Below are 15,577 nucleotides of genomic sequence, written 5' to 3' on the forward strand. Positions count from 1 at the left end.
TAATTGAGATCAAAGATTCCGGTCTTTTTATCCATAATTAATTAATTTTTCCCACCAAGCATGTGTTTCCAGCATTCTTGATGCTTGGGTGTTTTTCATCAAAATTAGTCAGTAGAGCTGATTTCAAAGCTGGTCACTCAACTCTTCATGCTCACCATTATCAGCAAAATTTGTATCTGTGGTCTCTGCTGTTTCTTTTTTTCAAGACTTCCTAACACAAGCATTGGCCATTAGTCCCAAAGTTTGTAAGTCTCTGACTTGGGGAGCTAATGTACATCCGTTTTCGTAGCAGCTGAATTTCTTTGAGCCTATACTCAGCCCACAATTAGACTTTCCCTGCCAAATTCACCAGTTGCTTGAAGTTAACCAAGTAAATGATGTTATTAGCATTATCAATTGTGATCCATCCTTTTTCATGTAGTTTTTCCATGATTTTGGTGGTTTCCTCAACTCCAATTTCTGTCACTTCTGCCAAATCTTTAAAGGGAATATTAAAAATTTCTTTACCACGTTCGGAGTCTTGTCCATAGCTTTCACCCAAACTAACTAAGGTATGAGCCAGTTTGACGGCTGGTGGTGAAGAGCGAATTTGTAATCGCTGGTTAAATTGTCGGATTCTTCGCACCATCAGTTGCAGCATCCGATGGTGTAATTGTGGATCTTTAAACAAGATTTGAATAAAACGCTCTCTAGAAATACTCAGTAATTTTACAGGTGAAAGGGCAATTACATCAGTAGAACGTGGAGATTCATCTAAAATCGCCATTTCGCCAAAAAAATCACCCCGACCTAAAATCGCTATAGCCACAGAATCTTCGCCAGAGGTACGACGGACTTTTACCCAGCCGGATACCACAAAGTAAACGGCGTTACCCCAGGCATCTTCCATCAATACGGCTCGTCCTACGGGATATTCGTGATCAACGGCAACATTGAGCAGCCATTCTAAAGTTTGTGGGTTGGCTGTACTCAGCAAGGGGAAAAGTTCACTAAAAACCTCAGTCTGCATGAAATATCTGTAAAAAATGAATTCAATAATGGAAAATTTAGTTGACTGCTATAAGTTTTAAACCCACTACCATAGTATTAATACATATTTAAAATGTAATAATTAAGACTGATAACCTATGGTTTTTGGTCTAATGTTCCCTTACAACATAGCAATTATGTCAGGGATCGAAATCAGCGGTTTTACTGACAGAATTGTGATTTATTATTTGCTCATGGAATCGCTATTTGCCGTGAGTATTTTGACTTGTTGGTCTAAGTTTTCCACGATGCGATTTAAATTATCTAAAGCCTCTGCTTGCTCTGCTGTGAGGCTAGAGTTAAGTATTAGCCGTTGATGCAGTTCTTGTAATTTATAGCTCAGTTGTTGAGAAATACCCAAAACATCACGGCTGAGACGAGCTAAATGTTGTTGTTGATAAAACTTTAAAGCGGCTCCTCGCAATACTTGTAGTGTGGCTTCTTCACCATAAATGCCTGGCATAACTCGCAGGCGTAATAACAAACGATTTTGTTGATATAAACATTCTTTTTCTATTTGTTTTGGTTCTGTAATTGTGGCTACAGGTAAACTGGCAAATCGCTTTAATTCATTCAGTACGCCTTGAAAAACAGACAGAGGTAAATTATCCAGTACCGACTGTACAACACCATTATCACTCCAGAGTATTCTACCTTGGTAGGGTTGTCTTTCTAAATACAAGCGACCAATGCCACCACCCAAAACTCGACCAAGTAATTCTTCTAGTAGTTTCTTGGGTGGGAGTAGTGCCAGCACTTCCACAGGAGTGGATAGTTCTGGGGTAGGCACTGGCAGGATGGTTAAATTATTTGCCAGTGTAGCTTCTGTGATTTCTTCTTTGAGCTTTTGGGCTAAAGCTGAAAGGTTGGGTTCTGGCAGCGGAGGAAATTCTGTTAATTTGCTAGGATTTTTGGGAGTTTCCATATTTGCCACCATTGATTTTGGTGGTTGCTGTTGAGATGATTTGAAATCAGTATGATTCAGGGCTGGGATATTGGAGCTAAAGGTATTTTTATAGTTGAGGTAGGCTGAGAGAATGTGGCGGTGGCTGTCGCTGGCAATTTCTTGAGCCACCATTGTGCAGTTGATATAAGCTAGGATGCGATTTACGTAATCAAGGGCGCTACTGTCTTGCGGATGCACCATCCCTAGGAGTAATTTGTTACCTTCTAATCGAAAGGGCAGAATTTGGTGGTACAAGCAAGCTTCAAAGGACAAAAGATGATCAATTAGCTGAAATATTTGTTGGCGATCGCTTTCTTGCTCTAAGCTGATCGGTATATTCGATAGTACCTGCTGCTTACTGGCTTCGGTATCATTTGATTTGTCCTCTGAAGACAACATAGGTTTAATTATTTACAGTTTCCTTATATTTTATTTTGCTCTAAGCTAGTTGGCAGTAAATAAAGATACTTTGTTATCTTGGTAAAAATTAAATTAATCTCAGTAAGATAATGCTGGGTTAGACAGGTATAAATTTTTTCTACTAGGTAGTTTGTTTTGATCTCAAATTGGTGTCAGGGAGCGGGGGAAAGGTTGCTCTCCCAAGGGCATTCCGCAAAGTACCCGATGAATTCATGGGTAGGAATTGCGGCGGCTGCTTATGCTCCTGATTCTTCGGTTCTCAAGGATTGGGCGGTGAGATAAACTTTTGTCCATTCTCCCATTGCCTGATGGGTTTTAAGACCTAACTGTTGAGCGATCGCTTCTAGGGAATGACCTGCTTTGCGTAAATCTAGCACTTTCTGACCCAATGGCGTTAATTTTTGATAAAGTTGCTGCCATTGCCTAGGTGTCAGTCCCAAATTATGTTCTTCCAAGGAAATTGATAGCCAGCTATTGACAAGTTCTGGTTTCCCTTTGAGGGCAAAAACCCGGACTGCATGGTAGCTGATTTTTTCCCGCAGACGATAGATTTCTCGAATGGGCTTTTGCAGTTGTTTGGCAATTTCGTCTTGAGATTTGCCTTGGAGATATAGCTGCAACCAATCTACTGCGTCTTGTCCGAGATTTTCTTGTAAGTAGTCGGCAAATTCTGTTTGCACGGACTGGCGCAGTGCTTGTTGTTCTTCTAGTTGTTGTGCTTCTTGATATTCGGCGATCGCTTGATTATCCACTAAGTTGACGCGATTATCACTGTCATCGGTGAGAATTTCTTCGGAAACCAGTCTCACCATATCGCTACCCGGTACTTGTGTTAAGCCACCGCGCTGAGTCCGACGCAAGTAATTAACAAATCTGTAAACTAGTAGCGGTTGATTGCGGACTGGCCGCAAGGCATACTCTTCAATGCTGGCAAACAGTAATGTATCTTGGAGTCGCCTGTCGGTGGTAAATTCGGCAATGCAAGCCATTTGCTGCTGCATATAAGTATCGCTTTGCAGTAATTCTTGGATGACTTCTTGTAAGACATCCATAACACTACGTTGGCGATCGCGGCTGAGTGCTACCCAAGTTTGAATTTTATGGCGTAAGCTGACTAAACTCCCCAAGCGAGTAATTAAGTTACGATAAGCTCGGTCTCTACCAAGACCCAAGTAGCGTTGATGTAAAATTTTCCAGCGATATTCCATTGCTTGTTTAGCAATTTCTAGTTGTTTGGGGTCTAATAGTTCAAACCTGTTTAAGTCTTTGCCTAAAAGCCACAAAACAATACTCTCCCTCACAGATACACTTTGTTCTGGAATTTCTACAGCTAGGCGTTTATGCCAATACTGGGCCAGTTTATTTGCATCTGTTGCCATAGTGAGATTGTTTTCCTCAAAACCTTGCCTTAAAGTTTGCATCACAACCCCCGTTGATCGTCACTCACTCTTAACATCTTGGCTGGCAGTTGTCTATGAATTAGTCGCTTTCATGAAGACATTTCAGCGATTCTATTCTTATTTACGTTTTTATTCCCAAACTTTATGCAGAAGTTTTCAGATTAAATTTTTATTTTTATTCTCTGCACAATCAAAATTTTTATAGTTAGCATTTTTTTCATACCTCACAATTTTCATTTTTTGTCAACTTATCATCAACACACCTAAAAAAGCTGACTAATCCTCAATCAATCTGATCAGGACAAACTAGGATTATAGTGCTTCAGTTAGTAAAAATGAGAAAGTCTACACTGCTGCTCAAGAACTAGTGAGATTTACCCACATTCCAGACGTTATCTTGAGTAGATAAGTTTCACGTCATCGAGTCTTTGTTTAGTGTTTTAGGAAATATGTAATTTTTCTTATCAATTTTTACTGGCTTGTCTATGGCAATCATATCTAAAAGCCACAGTTTACAGTTCACTCCTTAATTCTGCTCGGTGGGGGAAGTTGTGTGAGAGATTGCCACGATCGCTAACACTACAATTTTCTTAAAATCTCATGCTGTTGGTAACGCAATTTTTTTTAATTATATGCAGATTTGACAACCAGTCATACAAGTAATTTGTTTCTCTTAAGACTTACTTGTGCAGGAGAGTAATGCTTGTGACAAATGGAATTAAATGGGAACAGCATACCTAGCAAAAAGTCAATAGTCTAGTCGCAATTATTAATCATTGATTCGCAATTGGACTGGTGACTTTTGACTTTAGCTGTGGGATGAATCTGCGAATAAATCTAACTTTATCTGCCGTTACCAGACCTGATGATCGGATTTTCTACAGAGTCACGATACTGTTGCACCTCTGCGGTGTAAGCAATTGGTAAAACAGCTTCAACGTTTTCATGGGGACGAGGGATAATTACCCAAGATTCTAATGTGCCTCCATAAACATTTTCTGCTGCTTCCACACCGGCAGCCATCGCGGTTTTTACTTCCGAAACATCTCCCCGAATATTCACCGTAAAACGTGCGCTACCAACTCGGATATAACCCACAAGGGTAACTCGTCCCGCTTTTACCATTGCGTCTGCTGCGGCTAAAACAGCAGGAAAACCCTTAGTTTCCAGCGAACCAACTGCCTGTAGTGACATTCTTCATCTCCTGATATAGATAAACGTATGTATCGCTGCAAAATTAATTGTAGGCAGCTTTGTTACAAATTTTAATGGCGCAACTGTTTAGAAGATCCGGAAAGGCTCAGATTTCTGGGTGAAGTGGATGGGCAGAACTGTTTCCACATTTTCCGGGGGATTAGGAACTATATAATGGGTGATTACTGTTTCAGCCTTTACCTGCTCCCCAGCGTTTATACCTTGTTCAACAGCTCTGTTGACTTCAGCAACTTGTCCTCGGATAGCAACAACAAAGCGACCACTTTCCGCTAGTCCATAATACACCAGCGTGACTGCGGCAGATTTCACCATTGCATCTGCTGCGGCTAACACAGATGGAAAACCTAAAGTTTCAATTACGCCAACAGCCATTGGCATGGCATTAGCTCCTGAGACAATAATATAGAGTGATCTTTATTTTACGCGGGTTTGGCTCCAATGGTGACATTCAGGACTGTTTTTTTCAGTACACTGAGTCATCGGCTGACAAATCAACACGATTTTGGTGATGGGGTGCTGTAAACTATAAGTTATGTTTCCCAGCTTTTTACCAGCCGCAGTTAGGCAATTAACCGAACCAAACTCGATCGCACTAGCTTGTAGTATGCAAAGTCAAGCGATCGCTACTCCTTTATCTGATCAACCAATTACCACCACTTATGTGAAACAAGGCAGTGGTGGCACACCAATTTTACTCATCCACGGTTTTGATAGTTCTGTATTAGAATTTCGCCGACTACTACCACTACTAGCAGAAAATAATCAAACTTGGGCAGTGGATTTACTCGGTTTTGGCTTTACCGACAGACTCCAAGGCGTAGCATTTAGTCCAGTTGCCATTAAAACCCATCTATATTATTTCTGGAAAACCTTAATTAAGGAGCCTGTAATTTTGGTGGGTGCATCGATGGGAGGTGCAGCCGCCATTGACTTTACTCTCACTTATCCAGAAGTCGTCAAAAAACTGGTGTTAATTGATAGTGCTGGGTTAAAAGCAGGTTCACCTCTAGCAAAATTCATGTTTCCGCCCTTAGATAATTGGGCGACACAATTTTTGCGTAGTCCCAAAGTCCGCGATCACATTTCTCGCACTGCCTATAAAAATCCCAGTCTAGTGACTCTAGATGCTACCTGTTGTGGCGGACTGCATCTAGAAATGCCGAGTTGGCATCTAGCTTTAATTGCTTTTACCAAAAGTGGTGGTTACAGTGCTTTTAGATTTAAGCAACTAGGACAAATTCTGCAACCCACATTAATTCTCTGGGGCGACTCAGATAAAATCTTAGGCACTACAGATGCGAAAAGATTCAAACGCGCCATTCCCAATAGTAAACTCATTTGGATTCAAGACTCTGGTCATATCCCCCATTTAGAACAATCACAAGTTACTGCCCAGCATATTCTCGAATTTCGAGATGAATCATAAAAAGTAAAGAGGCTAGGGAGTGTTTTCAAACTCATTATCATGGCATCCTCTGGATACTGAGAACAGGAATACTTCTCACTTTATTGTTCTGATTCATGATTTAGTCGTTTGAGTAAATCTTGAATTTCTGCAATGGTATCTTTGGAGATTTTTGGCTGTTTCTCTAGCCAAGCAATAGCACTTGCATCTCCTTGTTGAACAGCTAAGATTAAAGCACCCCAGGTGAGTACATCTGGCTGTTGTGGATTAACTTCTAATGCTGATGCTACACGATTCCACAACTTGCCTTTTTCGCCTTTTAACAGAATAGAAATTTCTTGAACATTTTGGGGTGATGCTTTAAATACTTTTAAAGCTTTATTCCAACGACCATCAATTAAATCTGCTAAGACTTGTTCACTGGGACTAGCCCAAGTTTTTTCGGCTTGTGCTTTAGTGAATTCAGAGTGTAAGCGAATAAAATCAACTTGGGCTTGGGCTGTGGTGGGTAAAGCGTTTTTGCGTTGTTTTTGCAGAGATTTTAAAGATTCTAGGGCTGGTGTCCATAAACCGCTACGGGCAATTGAGATGGCATTTTGGTAAGCAGTATCTTTAATAGCTGGTGGTTTGAGAGAAATTTTATCTAACTGAATGGGGTTGAGATAAAGTTTGGTTGGTTTAACTTGGTAAACTCGTAATTGGGGTTCTAAACCTACTGTTTGGTCTAAGATTAATTCTTTATCATCATTACCAGTCACTTGTTGCCATTTTGGTGATTCACCGTTAGAACTCTTCCACGAAAGCAGTTGGATTAAGTTAGAGCGTTCTGGATTGTAATATAAAATCTGTCCATAGGCGATCGCACCTGAGCCTTTTTGATATTCTCCTTGTAAATTCAACCAAACACCTGGGGCTGGTGTGTCATCATCAAAACCTTTGATTGTGGTTAAAGGTAAGAGGTTACTATCATCATTTTCGACTTTACTATCTACAAAGGATTTGTCTATCCCAGTTACCGATAGTTGAGTTGCTAGACGATAGTATTTGTTGCTTTTTGATTGGAATTCTGAGTCTGTTGCTAGTTGATAAACCCGCAACGCTACCAGTTCTTCACAATCAGACTGACAATTAGGACGTTGCTGAAAAACCGGCAATAAAAATGTGTTGTCGTTTTTATCTAAAGCCAGAGTCGCGCCGGATGTTTGTTTTTGTGCTTGTATGCTGGCTTGAATTTCGGGAAGAGTGTGGGGATGTTCGCTATAACCAAAGGGAATTTGCGCCCATTCTGGTAAAAACTTGTTCATCCAAACAATTTTGTCGGGATTGAAGATAAACAGCCAACTAATCCAAGCAAATATCAAAATTAGCCCAGCACTACTGAATAGAACAGTAACCGCTACTGTTGATGACAGTAAACTTCCCTGTTGGGGCGCTTTTTCGGTAATTTCGGGGGAAGTTTGATTGCGTCTCAAGAATTTTAGCGATAGTCTGCGCGATTGATGTGCCATATTGCTTCTCGGTCAATCTAGTAGGTGGTGCAAGGCTGGTTATTTCTACTTTTATACTCGCGTTTTTGCCTATTGCCCAGAATTTGCTTCGTCTTATTTGGTACAAAGTCGGTAAAATTTCTCATGCCGAAACTGATAATTTTGCTTACACTCGAACTTCAGTATTCCATGTAGACTTTAATAAATTGGAACTTAACGTGATTCGCTATAATCATCTCAAATTCTGGATAATTGCGTCTTTTTTGATGGCGGGATTAAACGGCGGATCACAGATAGCCTCCGCCCAAGATTATACTAGTACTGAAACACAATCAAGTTTAAGTTTAGACAATCAAGATTCTTCAATTTTTCCTGCCGCTTCTATTGATCAGGGTGTAATAGAAAATACCGAACCGATGGCACAAGTTACATCGGTGTCACAATTGAATGATGTCCAGCCTAGTGATTGGGCTTTTACGGCGTTGCAATCTTTAGTAGAACGCTATAACTGCATTGCGGGCTATCCTAATAATTCATTTCGGGGCGATCGCGCTGTCTCTCGCTATGAATTTGCTGCCGGGATGAATGCTTGCTTAGATAAAATCAACCAAATTCTTGCAGTTGCAGCACCCAGTGCCGAATTAGTAACTCGTGCAGATTTAGATACAATTCAACGCTTACAATCAGAATTTAGCAGCGAACTAGCCACCTTGCGGGGACGAGTAGATAGTTTAGAAGCGCGGACTGCGGAACTGGAAGCGAATCAATTTTCTACCACAACTAAACTGAACGGACTGTTAATTGTAGGTGTTCAAGGGCGGAGTTCTAACCGTGGTGATGTTAATCCCAGAGATGGTGTCAAAGACTCAGATGATAATGGCACAAACTTTAATGTTATTAACTTTTCCTACCTGAGTTTAACTACCCAACTCACGCCCCGTAGTTATCTATTTACCGGCTTAGTGGCTGCCGATGGTACCACAAAACCTAAATTGAGTAATGACTTTGCCCTGAGTTACGAATATCCCACAGATAACAAATTAACTGTAATTGACTTGAATTATCGCTGGTTAGTCACTGACAAATTAGCGGTGATGGTAGGCACAGAAGGCGTAAATATGACCAACGCTTTCCGTGGCCCTGTGCGAGTTGAGAGTGCAGCTACAGGGCCTTTATCTTGGTTAGCGCAAAGAAACCCGATTTTAGATATCGGCTTTGGTCATGGTGGAATTGCTGTAGATTGGCAATTTGCCAAACGTGCTAGTTTACAAGCTTTGTATACTAGTTATACTCCTGGGAAGCCTGGTGAACGTAGTGGTTTGTTTGATGGAACTACGACTACAGCAGTGCAATTGTTATTAACACCAACTGATAATGTTGATTTGAGTTTGTACTACGTTAATAATTATGCATCTGATGGTTGTTTGCTCACCTTTGTTGGTGATGAATGTTTAACAGCGACTAACGCACCCTTACAAACCAACGCCTATGGTGGCACACTCAGTTGGCAAATTTCGCCCCGCTTCACTGTCGGCGCGTGGGGTGGTTATACTACTTCCTCGATTCCTGGGCGATCGGGTAGTGTGGAAACGACTAATTACATGGTGTTTTTAAACTTCCCCGATTTATTTGCTCAAGGTAATTTAGGTGGTATTTATGTCGGACAACCACCAAAAATTACTAGTAGTACTTTACCTGTGGGTAATAATGTCCCTGATTTTGAGAATACAGGTTTAGGACGTGCAGGCGGACAACCAGGAACCACCACTCAAATTGAAGCTTTTTATCGTTTCCGAATGACAGATAACATCTACATTACGCCAGGGATCATTCATATATTGGAACCTGGTCATACACCAGACAGTGACCCGGTTACTATTGGAATTCTTCGCAGTACATTTCTGTTTTAGCTCAAACGAATACAAAAATAATTCATTGAAGAAACAGTAACTCTGTATCGTCCGACTGGCCCTAAAGAGTTGGAACTGGTAAAACAAAGCGGTTACACAAAATGGCCGCCGCGACTACCAGAACAACCGATTTTTTACCCAGTGACAAACGAGCAATATGCAACAGAAATTGCCACTAAATGGAATATTCGAGATAGTGGTGTGGGTTATGTCACCCGCTTTGCAGTCAAAAAAGAATTTATGGATAAATATGAAGTGCATCAAGTAGGAGCTTCATATCATACAGAATGGTGGATTCCCGCAGAAGAACTAGAGCAGTTGAACGAAAATATCGTTGGTCAAATTGAAGTAATTGGAGAATATAGAGGTTGACACAAAAATTAAGTAGGTTGCACAAGTATTGACTATTAACCATCATTTTTACCTGATGGATTTGTAGCTAATTCTTTGAATAACTGCAAAAAGAAAAAAGGTTTGGCTCACCACCAAACCTGACTATAAATCCAGTGCATAACAACATCCCGCATTTATTTACTCATGAATTTTGCCTCGTAGCATCTTCCTATAGGATGTATCCAAAACTTATAAAAGCTGATATTAAGCGAGACAGGTATTCTTAATTACATTGAAATAAAATAATTGCCATAAATTCCTTCAAAATTCAAAACTGCTGATATAATTTACCGACTTTTATATTGGGGCTAGGCTTTGCTATATCAGCAAAATAAAAGACGGGCTTGCACCCGTCGAAATAGCTTGAAAGTGGCGACACACCTTGGATTATCGAAAAGAATAGTAATTAAACTTAATAGGTCGTCAAGAAGACCAATGATTTAGGCAATATGTTTCCATCAAAGTCATTCTTGTAATATTGCTCAATTTAGCACAAACAAATTTTAATTAACTGCCAAAATGCCAAAATATTCAAGACATAAAAAATATTTTGAATTGCTTTATAAGTCTTATTCAGTAACTTAGCTAGGAATTTATAGGATATATCAAACTATACTTGGAACCAACTGACCAAAATGAGGATTAGTAGTAAAGGTTCCTAAATTTTTTGCGTATCTTATAGGCACGCACAATCATCTATTTTTATTTCTTTGGTCAGAATTTTTCTCTTTTTCCTCTACCTAGAGTAACAAAAGAAATATATGAGCTTTGGAATTAATTCCAAGACGGATAATTAATTGCGACACTTTAAAGCTTTGAGGGTGCAACTTAAGCCTCTGAGATGATGTTTGGAAAGTCTAAATTATTACTCACTGGGCGATTGGAAATCGCGGCTACACAGACAAAACCTAGTCCACGTAGGTGGACTTTGCTTGTGTAGTAGCGAATTTTATTAGCCCAATACTTTTCAAACAACCTCTGAGGTTGAAGCATGAGGTTCTGAGGTTCAAACTTGAAGCTCTGAGCTTGGAGCCTGACAGTATAGATAAGCACAACCCTGACATCCCTACACTCTTACACCCAGTATCAACAGACAATTAATTGTCCTACACTACATAACTCCTGTGTAAAATAACTAGGCAGATCAGCAACAGGTATCAAAAATTATGCTTAACCCTAAGATTGGCATTATTGGTGGTAGTGGACTATATAAAATGGCCGCTTTGCAGGATATAGAAGAAGTGCAAATCGAAACACCCTTCGGTTCCCCTTCCGATGCTGTAATTGTGGGGACACTAGAAGGAACAAAGGTAGCTTTTTTGGCGCGTCATGGGCGAAATCATACCTTATTACCTTCCGAATTGCCTTTTCGTGCCAACATCTATGCAATGAAAAAATTAGGTGTAGAGTATTTAATTTCTGCTAGTGCGGTGGGTTCTTTAAAAGCCGAAGCCAAACCACTAGATATGGTTATCCCAGACCAGTTTATCGACCGGACAAAGAATCGCATTTCCACCTTTTTTGGTGAAGGAATTGTGGCTCACATTGCCTTTGGTGATCCGATTTGTCACAATTTAGCTGGAGTTTTAGCAGAGGCGATCGCATCTCTCAATTTACCAGATGTCACCCTACATCGTGGCGGCACATATATCTGTATGGAAGGGCCAGCATTTTCCACCAAAGCCGAATCTAACCTTTACCGCAGTTGGGGCGCAACAGTAATTGGGATGACCAACTTACCAGAAGCCAAATTAGCCAGAGAAGCCGAAATCGCCTATGCAACCTTAGCATTAGTCACAGATTACGATTGTTGGCATCCAGATCATGATAGCGTCACCGTCGAGATGGTAATTGGTAACTTGCAACGCAACGCCGTCAACGCCCAAAAAGTTATTCAAGAAACAGTCCGCCGTTTGAGTAAAAATCCCCCACCCAGTGACGCGCACTCAGCCTTAAAATATGCTATTTTGACTCAATTAGATCAAGCCCCAACAGCAACCAAAGAAAAATTACATCTGTTATTACAAAAGTATTTATAAATGTAGATTGGGTGAAGCACAGCGCAACCCAAAATAAGTCTCGGTGTTGGCGTTAACTTTGTTTTGCCCAATTTACTAGCAAAAACCTAGCATTCTTTTAACTCCCAATTTCCACAAGAGTCACAAAATTTTTTGACATCTGTACATATTATTGAAGTCTATTAATAATTTTTTAGTTTAGAATTATGGAGAGACCAGAAATTATACATTGTTTAGAGCGAATTCTTAATTGGTTACAGCAGAATGCTCCATCGTATATCGAAGGGTTCTTACCTAGTCTATCATACGAAGAAATTGAAGAAAAAGTTAGTAATTTACCTTTCAAACTATCAGAGGAAGTATACAACCTTTATCACTGGCGTAATGGCACAAATTCACAAGCAATGATTTTTGTTTACCATTACTTCTGGCATCTAGACATGGTTTTAGAAATTTCCTCTGATTGTGTTAATGATCCTTTGTCGCAAGAATTTCGCCAGCAAGCAGGGGAACCTTTGTATTTATTTCCTATCTTTGAGTATGAAGGTGAGTATTTTGCAGTTGCAGGACAGACAACCCCAGTTGAAACTGCTCCTGTATATCATATTGATGCTGACGCAGGAGAAGTCAGTCTAGCATTTAATAGTTTGACAGCAATGATGCAGACAATAGCAGAAAGTTATGAAACAGGTGGCTATTATTTAACTCCTGAAGGACAACTAGAATGGGATGATAAAAAATTTCGGAGTATACGGCTTAAATACAATCCTGAATTAATTGATGATTTGTATGTCTATTGAACTGAGCCTGATAAAAGTTAATTATAATGCACTCAAGAACATTGAATCATTTTTAATTCAATGGGCTGAGAATTATGATGGAGAAACTGATGATTCTTTTGAAGTTAATAACGGTTTTCCAGAGGTATTATATTTTCTGCTGACTGGTTCAACTGACATATCAGCAGCATGGTTCAGTGATTCTAAGTTCTTAGTACAAGAAATATCAATACCGAACTATGGAAATGTTCCACTAGTCGATGCTTTAGCTGGCGGAAGATGTTTAAAATCATTACGTTCTCATGGACTTGTAGCAACTTGTTTAACAGTTGAACAGGTTCAGGAAGTTGCTCAAGCTTTGTCTAGAATTGCTCAAGAAGATTTAGCAACACGTTGGGATGCTTTGAACATATTCGCTAGTGCAGAGCGTCGTAAAATAATTGGTAGTTTGGAGAAGTTGCAACCAAATTTTAAGAGCTTGGAAGAGTCTGTGGAGAATATTGAAGATTTTTCAGAATATTTTATCAAAGAATTTGTTGCTTACTATATTGATGCTGATCAAAATAATATGGGAATTGTAATTCTTGATTGTACGTAGTCAATGTTTTGTCTACTAATTTTTAGCAAAACCGCAAATTTCAATTTCTGCCTGATTAAAATTATCCTTCAATATTTTACGCAACACACGCTGAAGATGCAGGTGTTTTCCTGGCTTAACTTTTGTCAGCGTCAGCAACAATAAGTTATCCTCACCAAAATGTTCTATTCCAGCTACTCGCGTTGGTTCTAAAACATCAGCTTCTTCCGTTTTTAACTGCTGTCCTACCTTTTCCACCACTCGATATACATGATCTAAATTACAATCGTAAGAAACACTAAATTCTACTCTTGCATATATATATTGCTTTGAAAAATTTATAATTGAACCTATATCTCCATTGCGAATAATCTGCAATTGTCCATCAGGATGTCTGACATGAGTAGTTCGTAGTTCAATGGCTTCAACAATTCCCTCTACACTTCTTTCTTCCATTTTCCCGGCTTCGATATAGTCACCTACCAAGTAATAGTTTTCAAATAAAATCAAAAAGCCACAAACAACATCATTAATTAGATTTTGCGCCCCCAGGCCAACTGCTATACCAACAATTCCTGCACCTGCTAATATTGGCGCAGGATCAATGCCAATCAGTTTGAGGATAGTCACTCCGGCAGTAAAATAAATAAAGTATTTAGCGAAACTCCGAATTAAGGGAATCAGCGTCAGTCGTTTTTGTCGCTGTGAATCGTTGACATCTGTGGTTCTTAAATAGAATTCATCTAATAAAAAGTAAGCAACTTCTATCACAACATTGCTAATAAAGAAAACCCCAATTATCTGAATAACTCTAGGAGTATAAGCACTTATCCAAGCAATAGGTTCTATTTCTGGAAGAACGAGATTTACAATTCCAACATAAAGGACATATTCTAAACATTTTTTAAATAAGGGAATTAAGTGGCGTAACCGTTCATATAGGCGCAGCAGATCGTTAGAATGGGAAAACTTGAGACTGAGAGCATCAAGAGTATCAACAATAGTTGCAACAGCTTTGACAATTAATAACCCAACTGAAATAGTGATATATATTTTTAAAGCAATAAACAGATATTTAGTAACAATTGCAGGGAGATACAAGAAATTAGCGCATAAAATAGCGGTGGCTATCCATGAACTATAAATAATAATTCTTTTGAAAGTCTGGAAAAAAGCCTCGACACTCTCATCATTAGCTTTGATTTGATCTATTTTCTTAGCGTAGTTGCAAACCCAGTCTATGCCACGGCTTAAAGGTGGTATGCTAAATTTAACTAGCAAGAGCAAACTGATAGTCTTTAAACTTGCAGTGACCAGATTTACCCAAAATTGTGTGGGAAGACTGCGAATCAAATTAAGTTGAAATTCTTGAACATTTTCACCTCGATAAATTATCATCCCATTCACACCAACCAGCGCCAAACATAGAACCACAGAAATCAGCATTAAAATTCTGCCAATACTCTGACGTAAAAAAGTGATGTTCGCAGTTCTTTCTTGCAACCAATTAACTTTAGCTAACTGTTTAAAAATGATGCCAATTAGCCAATTTAGTAGCCAAAAAATAATTAATACAAATATGACTTCACCAATAATAATTGCTATATTTGCTATATTCATTTTTGAATAGGATTATTTAAGAACAAAAAACAAAATTAGTTAGATACGCAATGTTTTAATAAAATCGGTATCTGTTTGCACAAAAACAATACCAATTAGTAATACCAGATAACTAATACCAATTTTATAAGATCAATATTTTTTAATCTCTCTGAGTTCGCATAAAAATGCAAGGACACTTAAGACATTTAAGACAGTCTAGCCTAATTAATAACTAAAACAAATTGTTTATTTATTTTTTGTAGTTTTATACTTATATATTAGACCTTTTGCAAAAAAGTTTTGCGGTAGATTAGGGGGTTAAACAAAATGATTTTCATACATGAAATCAGCAACGCCAAAAACTCAATACACTTGACCGTCGAAAGATCATTTGTC

14 protein-coding genes are annotated in these 15,577 nt (G+C 39.1%); 6 read left to right on the plus strand and 8 right to left on the minus strand.

The annotated features are described in order from the left end of the window. Window positions 1-325: 325 nt before the first annotated feature. The 5 genes from H6G74_RS03150 to H6G74_RS03170 form a co-directional block, all read right to left on the minus strand. A complete protein-coding gene (locus H6G74_RS03150; RefSeq protein WP_190966275.1) occupies window positions 326-1,009 on the minus strand; it encodes a Crp/Fnr family transcriptional regulator in 684 nt (227 codons plus the stop codon). Between the two features lie 204 nt (window positions 1,010-1,213). Next, the gene (locus tag H6G74_RS03155) at window positions 1,214-2,374 is read right to left on the minus strand and encodes a GspE/PulE/PilB domain-containing protein (protein WP_190966276.1); all 1,161 of its coding nucleotides are present in this window, start codon (window positions 2,372-2,374) and stop codon (window positions 1,214-1,216) included. Between the two features lie 257 nt (window positions 2,375-2,631). Next, window positions 2,632-3,774, minus strand: coding sequence for a HetZ-related protein 2 (locus H6G74_RS03160; protein ID WP_242051142.1), 1,143 nt, complete (start codon window positions 3,772-3,774; stop codon window positions 2,632-2,634). Between the two features lie 864 nt (window positions 3,775-4,638). After that, window positions 4,639-4,989, minus strand: coding sequence for a carbon dioxide-concentrating mechanism protein CcmK (locus tag H6G74_RS03165; protein WP_190589813.1), 351 nt, complete (start codon window positions 4,987-4,989; stop codon window positions 4,639-4,641). Between the two features lie 87 nt (window positions 4,990-5,076). Then, window positions 5,077-5,388: a carbon dioxide-concentrating mechanism protein CcmK gene (locus tag H6G74_RS03170; protein WP_190966278.1), complete on the minus strand. Its 312-nt coding sequence runs from the start codon at window positions 5,386-5,388 to the stop codon at window positions 5,077-5,079. Between the two features lie 154 nt (window positions 5,389-5,542). Between H6G74_RS03170 and H6G74_RS03175 the strand changes: the two genes are divergently transcribed. Further along, complete coding sequence (locus H6G74_RS03175) at window positions 5,543-6,436, plus strand: alpha/beta fold hydrolase (protein WP_190966279.1); 894 nt, start codon at window positions 5,543-5,545, stop codon at window positions 6,434-6,436. 80 nt (window positions 6,437-6,516) lie between these two features. Here the strand turns inward: H6G74_RS03175 and H6G74_RS03180 are convergent, their stop codons facing one another. Further along, window positions 6,517-7,923, minus strand: coding sequence for a hypothetical protein (locus H6G74_RS03180; RefSeq protein ID WP_190966280.1), 1,407 nt, complete (start codon window positions 7,921-7,923; stop codon window positions 6,517-6,519). 245 nt (window positions 7,924-8,168) lie between these two features. Here H6G74_RS03180 and H6G74_RS03185 point away from each other — a divergent pair, with 245 nt between their 5' ends. Together H6G74_RS03185 and H6G74_RS03190 are read left to right on the plus strand one after the other, a co-directional pair. Beyond that, window positions 8,169-9,812, plus strand: coding sequence for an iron uptake porin (locus H6G74_RS03185; RefSeq protein ID WP_190966415.1), 1,644 nt, complete (start codon window positions 8,169-8,171; stop codon window positions 9,810-9,812). Window positions 9,813-9,881: 69 nt separating this feature from the next. Next, entirely contained in the window at window positions 9,882-10,184 is a 303-nt protein-coding gene (locus H6G74_RS03190; protein WP_242051143.1) for a hypothetical protein, read from the plus strand. 849 nt (window positions 10,185-11,033) lie between these two features. On the opposite strand, the gene H6G74_RS03195 is transcribed toward H6G74_RS03190, so the two are convergent. Next, complete coding sequence (locus H6G74_RS03195; protein ID WP_190966281.1) at window positions 11,034-11,198, minus strand: hypothetical protein; 165 nt, start codon at window positions 11,196-11,198, stop codon at window positions 11,034-11,036. A 173-nt stretch (window positions 11,199-11,371) separates the two neighbouring features. On the opposite strand from H6G74_RS03195, the gene H6G74_RS03200 reads away from it, so the two are divergent. The 3 genes from H6G74_RS03200 to H6G74_RS03210 all read left to right on the plus strand — a co-directional run bounded on the left by H6G74_RS03200 (window position 11,372) and on the right by H6G74_RS03210 (window position 13,600). Then, entirely contained in the window at window positions 11,372-12,244 is an 873-nt protein-coding gene (locus H6G74_RS03200) for an S-methyl-5'-thioadenosine phosphorylase (protein ID WP_190966282.1), read from the plus strand. A 185-nt stretch (window positions 12,245-12,429) separates the two neighbouring features. After that, entirely contained in the window at window positions 12,430-13,023 is a 594-nt protein-coding gene (locus H6G74_RS03205) for an SMI1/KNR4 family protein (protein ID WP_190966283.1), read from the plus strand. Further along, a complete protein-coding gene (locus H6G74_RS03210; protein ID WP_190966284.1) occupies window positions 13,013-13,600 on the plus strand; it encodes a DUF1877 family protein in 588 nt (195 codons plus the stop codon). Before H6G74_RS03205 ends, H6G74_RS03210 begins: the two co-directional genes overlap by 11 nt. Window positions 13,601-13,615: 15 nt before the next feature. Here H6G74_RS03210 and H6G74_RS03215 read toward each other — a convergent pair whose 3' ends face one another. After that, a complete protein-coding gene (locus H6G74_RS03215) occupies window positions 13,616-15,199 on the minus strand; it encodes a mechanosensitive ion channel family protein (protein ID WP_190966285.1) in 1,584 nt (527 codons plus the stop codon). Window positions 15,200-15,577 lie beyond the last annotated feature (378 nt).

Source organism: Nostoc spongiaeforme FACHB-130 (assembly GCF_014698475.1).
GTDB classification, from domain to species: Bacteria; Cyanobacteriota; Cyanobacteriia; order Cyanobacteriales; family Nostocaceae; genus Nostoc_B; species Nostoc_B spongiaeforme.

What these genes read in the sequence shown, in the direction of transcription:
- H6G74_RS03170 (WP_190966278.1), bottom strand. Translation starts at nt 5,388, where the DNA reads ATGCCAATGGCTGTTGGCGTAATTGAAACTTTAGGTTTTCCATCTGTG.
- H6G74_RS03155 (WP_190966276.1), bottom strand. Translation starts at nt 2,374, where the DNA reads ATGTTGTCTTCAGAGGACAAATCAAATGATACCGAAGCCAGTAAGCAG.
- H6G74_RS03180 (WP_190966280.1), bottom strand. Translation starts at nt 7,923, where the DNA reads ATGGCACATCAATCGCGCAGACTATCGCTAAAATTCTTGAGACGCAAT.
- H6G74_RS03165 (WP_190589813.1), bottom strand. Translation starts at nt 4,989, where the DNA reads ATGTCACTACAGGCAGTTGGTTCGCTGGAAACTAAGGGTTTTCCTGCT.
- H6G74_RS03195 (WP_190966281.1), bottom strand. Translation starts at nt 11,198, where the DNA reads ATGCTTCAACCTCAGAGGTTGTTTGAAAAGTATTGGGCTAATAAAATT.
- H6G74_RS03205 (WP_190966283.1), top strand. Translation starts at nt 12,430, where the DNA reads ATGGAGAGACCAGAAATTATACATTGTTTAGAGCGAATTCTTAATTGG.
- H6G74_RS03215 (WP_190966285.1), bottom strand. Translation starts at nt 15,199, where the DNA reads ATGAATATAGCAAATATAGCAATTATTATTGGTGAAGTCATATTTGTA.
- H6G74_RS03175 (WP_190966279.1), top strand. Translation starts at nt 5,543, where the DNA reads ATGTTTCCCAGCTTTTTACCAGCCGCAGTTAGGCAATTAACCGAACCA.
- H6G74_RS03210 (WP_190966284.1), top strand. Translation starts at nt 13,013, where the DNA reads ATGTCTATTGAACTGAGCCTGATAAAAGTTAATTATAATGCACTCAAG.
- H6G74_RS03185 (WP_190966415.1), top strand. Translation starts at nt 8,169, where the DNA reads ATGGCGGGATTAAACGGCGGATCACAGATAGCCTCCGCCCAAGATTAT.
- H6G74_RS03150 (WP_190966275.1), bottom strand. Translation starts at nt 1,009, where the DNA reads ATGCAGACTGAGGTTTTTAGTGAACTTTTCCCCTTGCTGAGTACAGCC.
- H6G74_RS03200 (WP_190966282.1), top strand. Translation starts at nt 11,372, where the DNA reads ATGCTTAACCCTAAGATTGGCATTATTGGTGGTAGTGGACTATATAAA.
- H6G74_RS03160 (WP_242051142.1), bottom strand. Translation starts at nt 3,774, where the DNA reads ATGGCAACAGATGCAAATAAACTGGCCCAGTATTGGCATAAACGCCTA.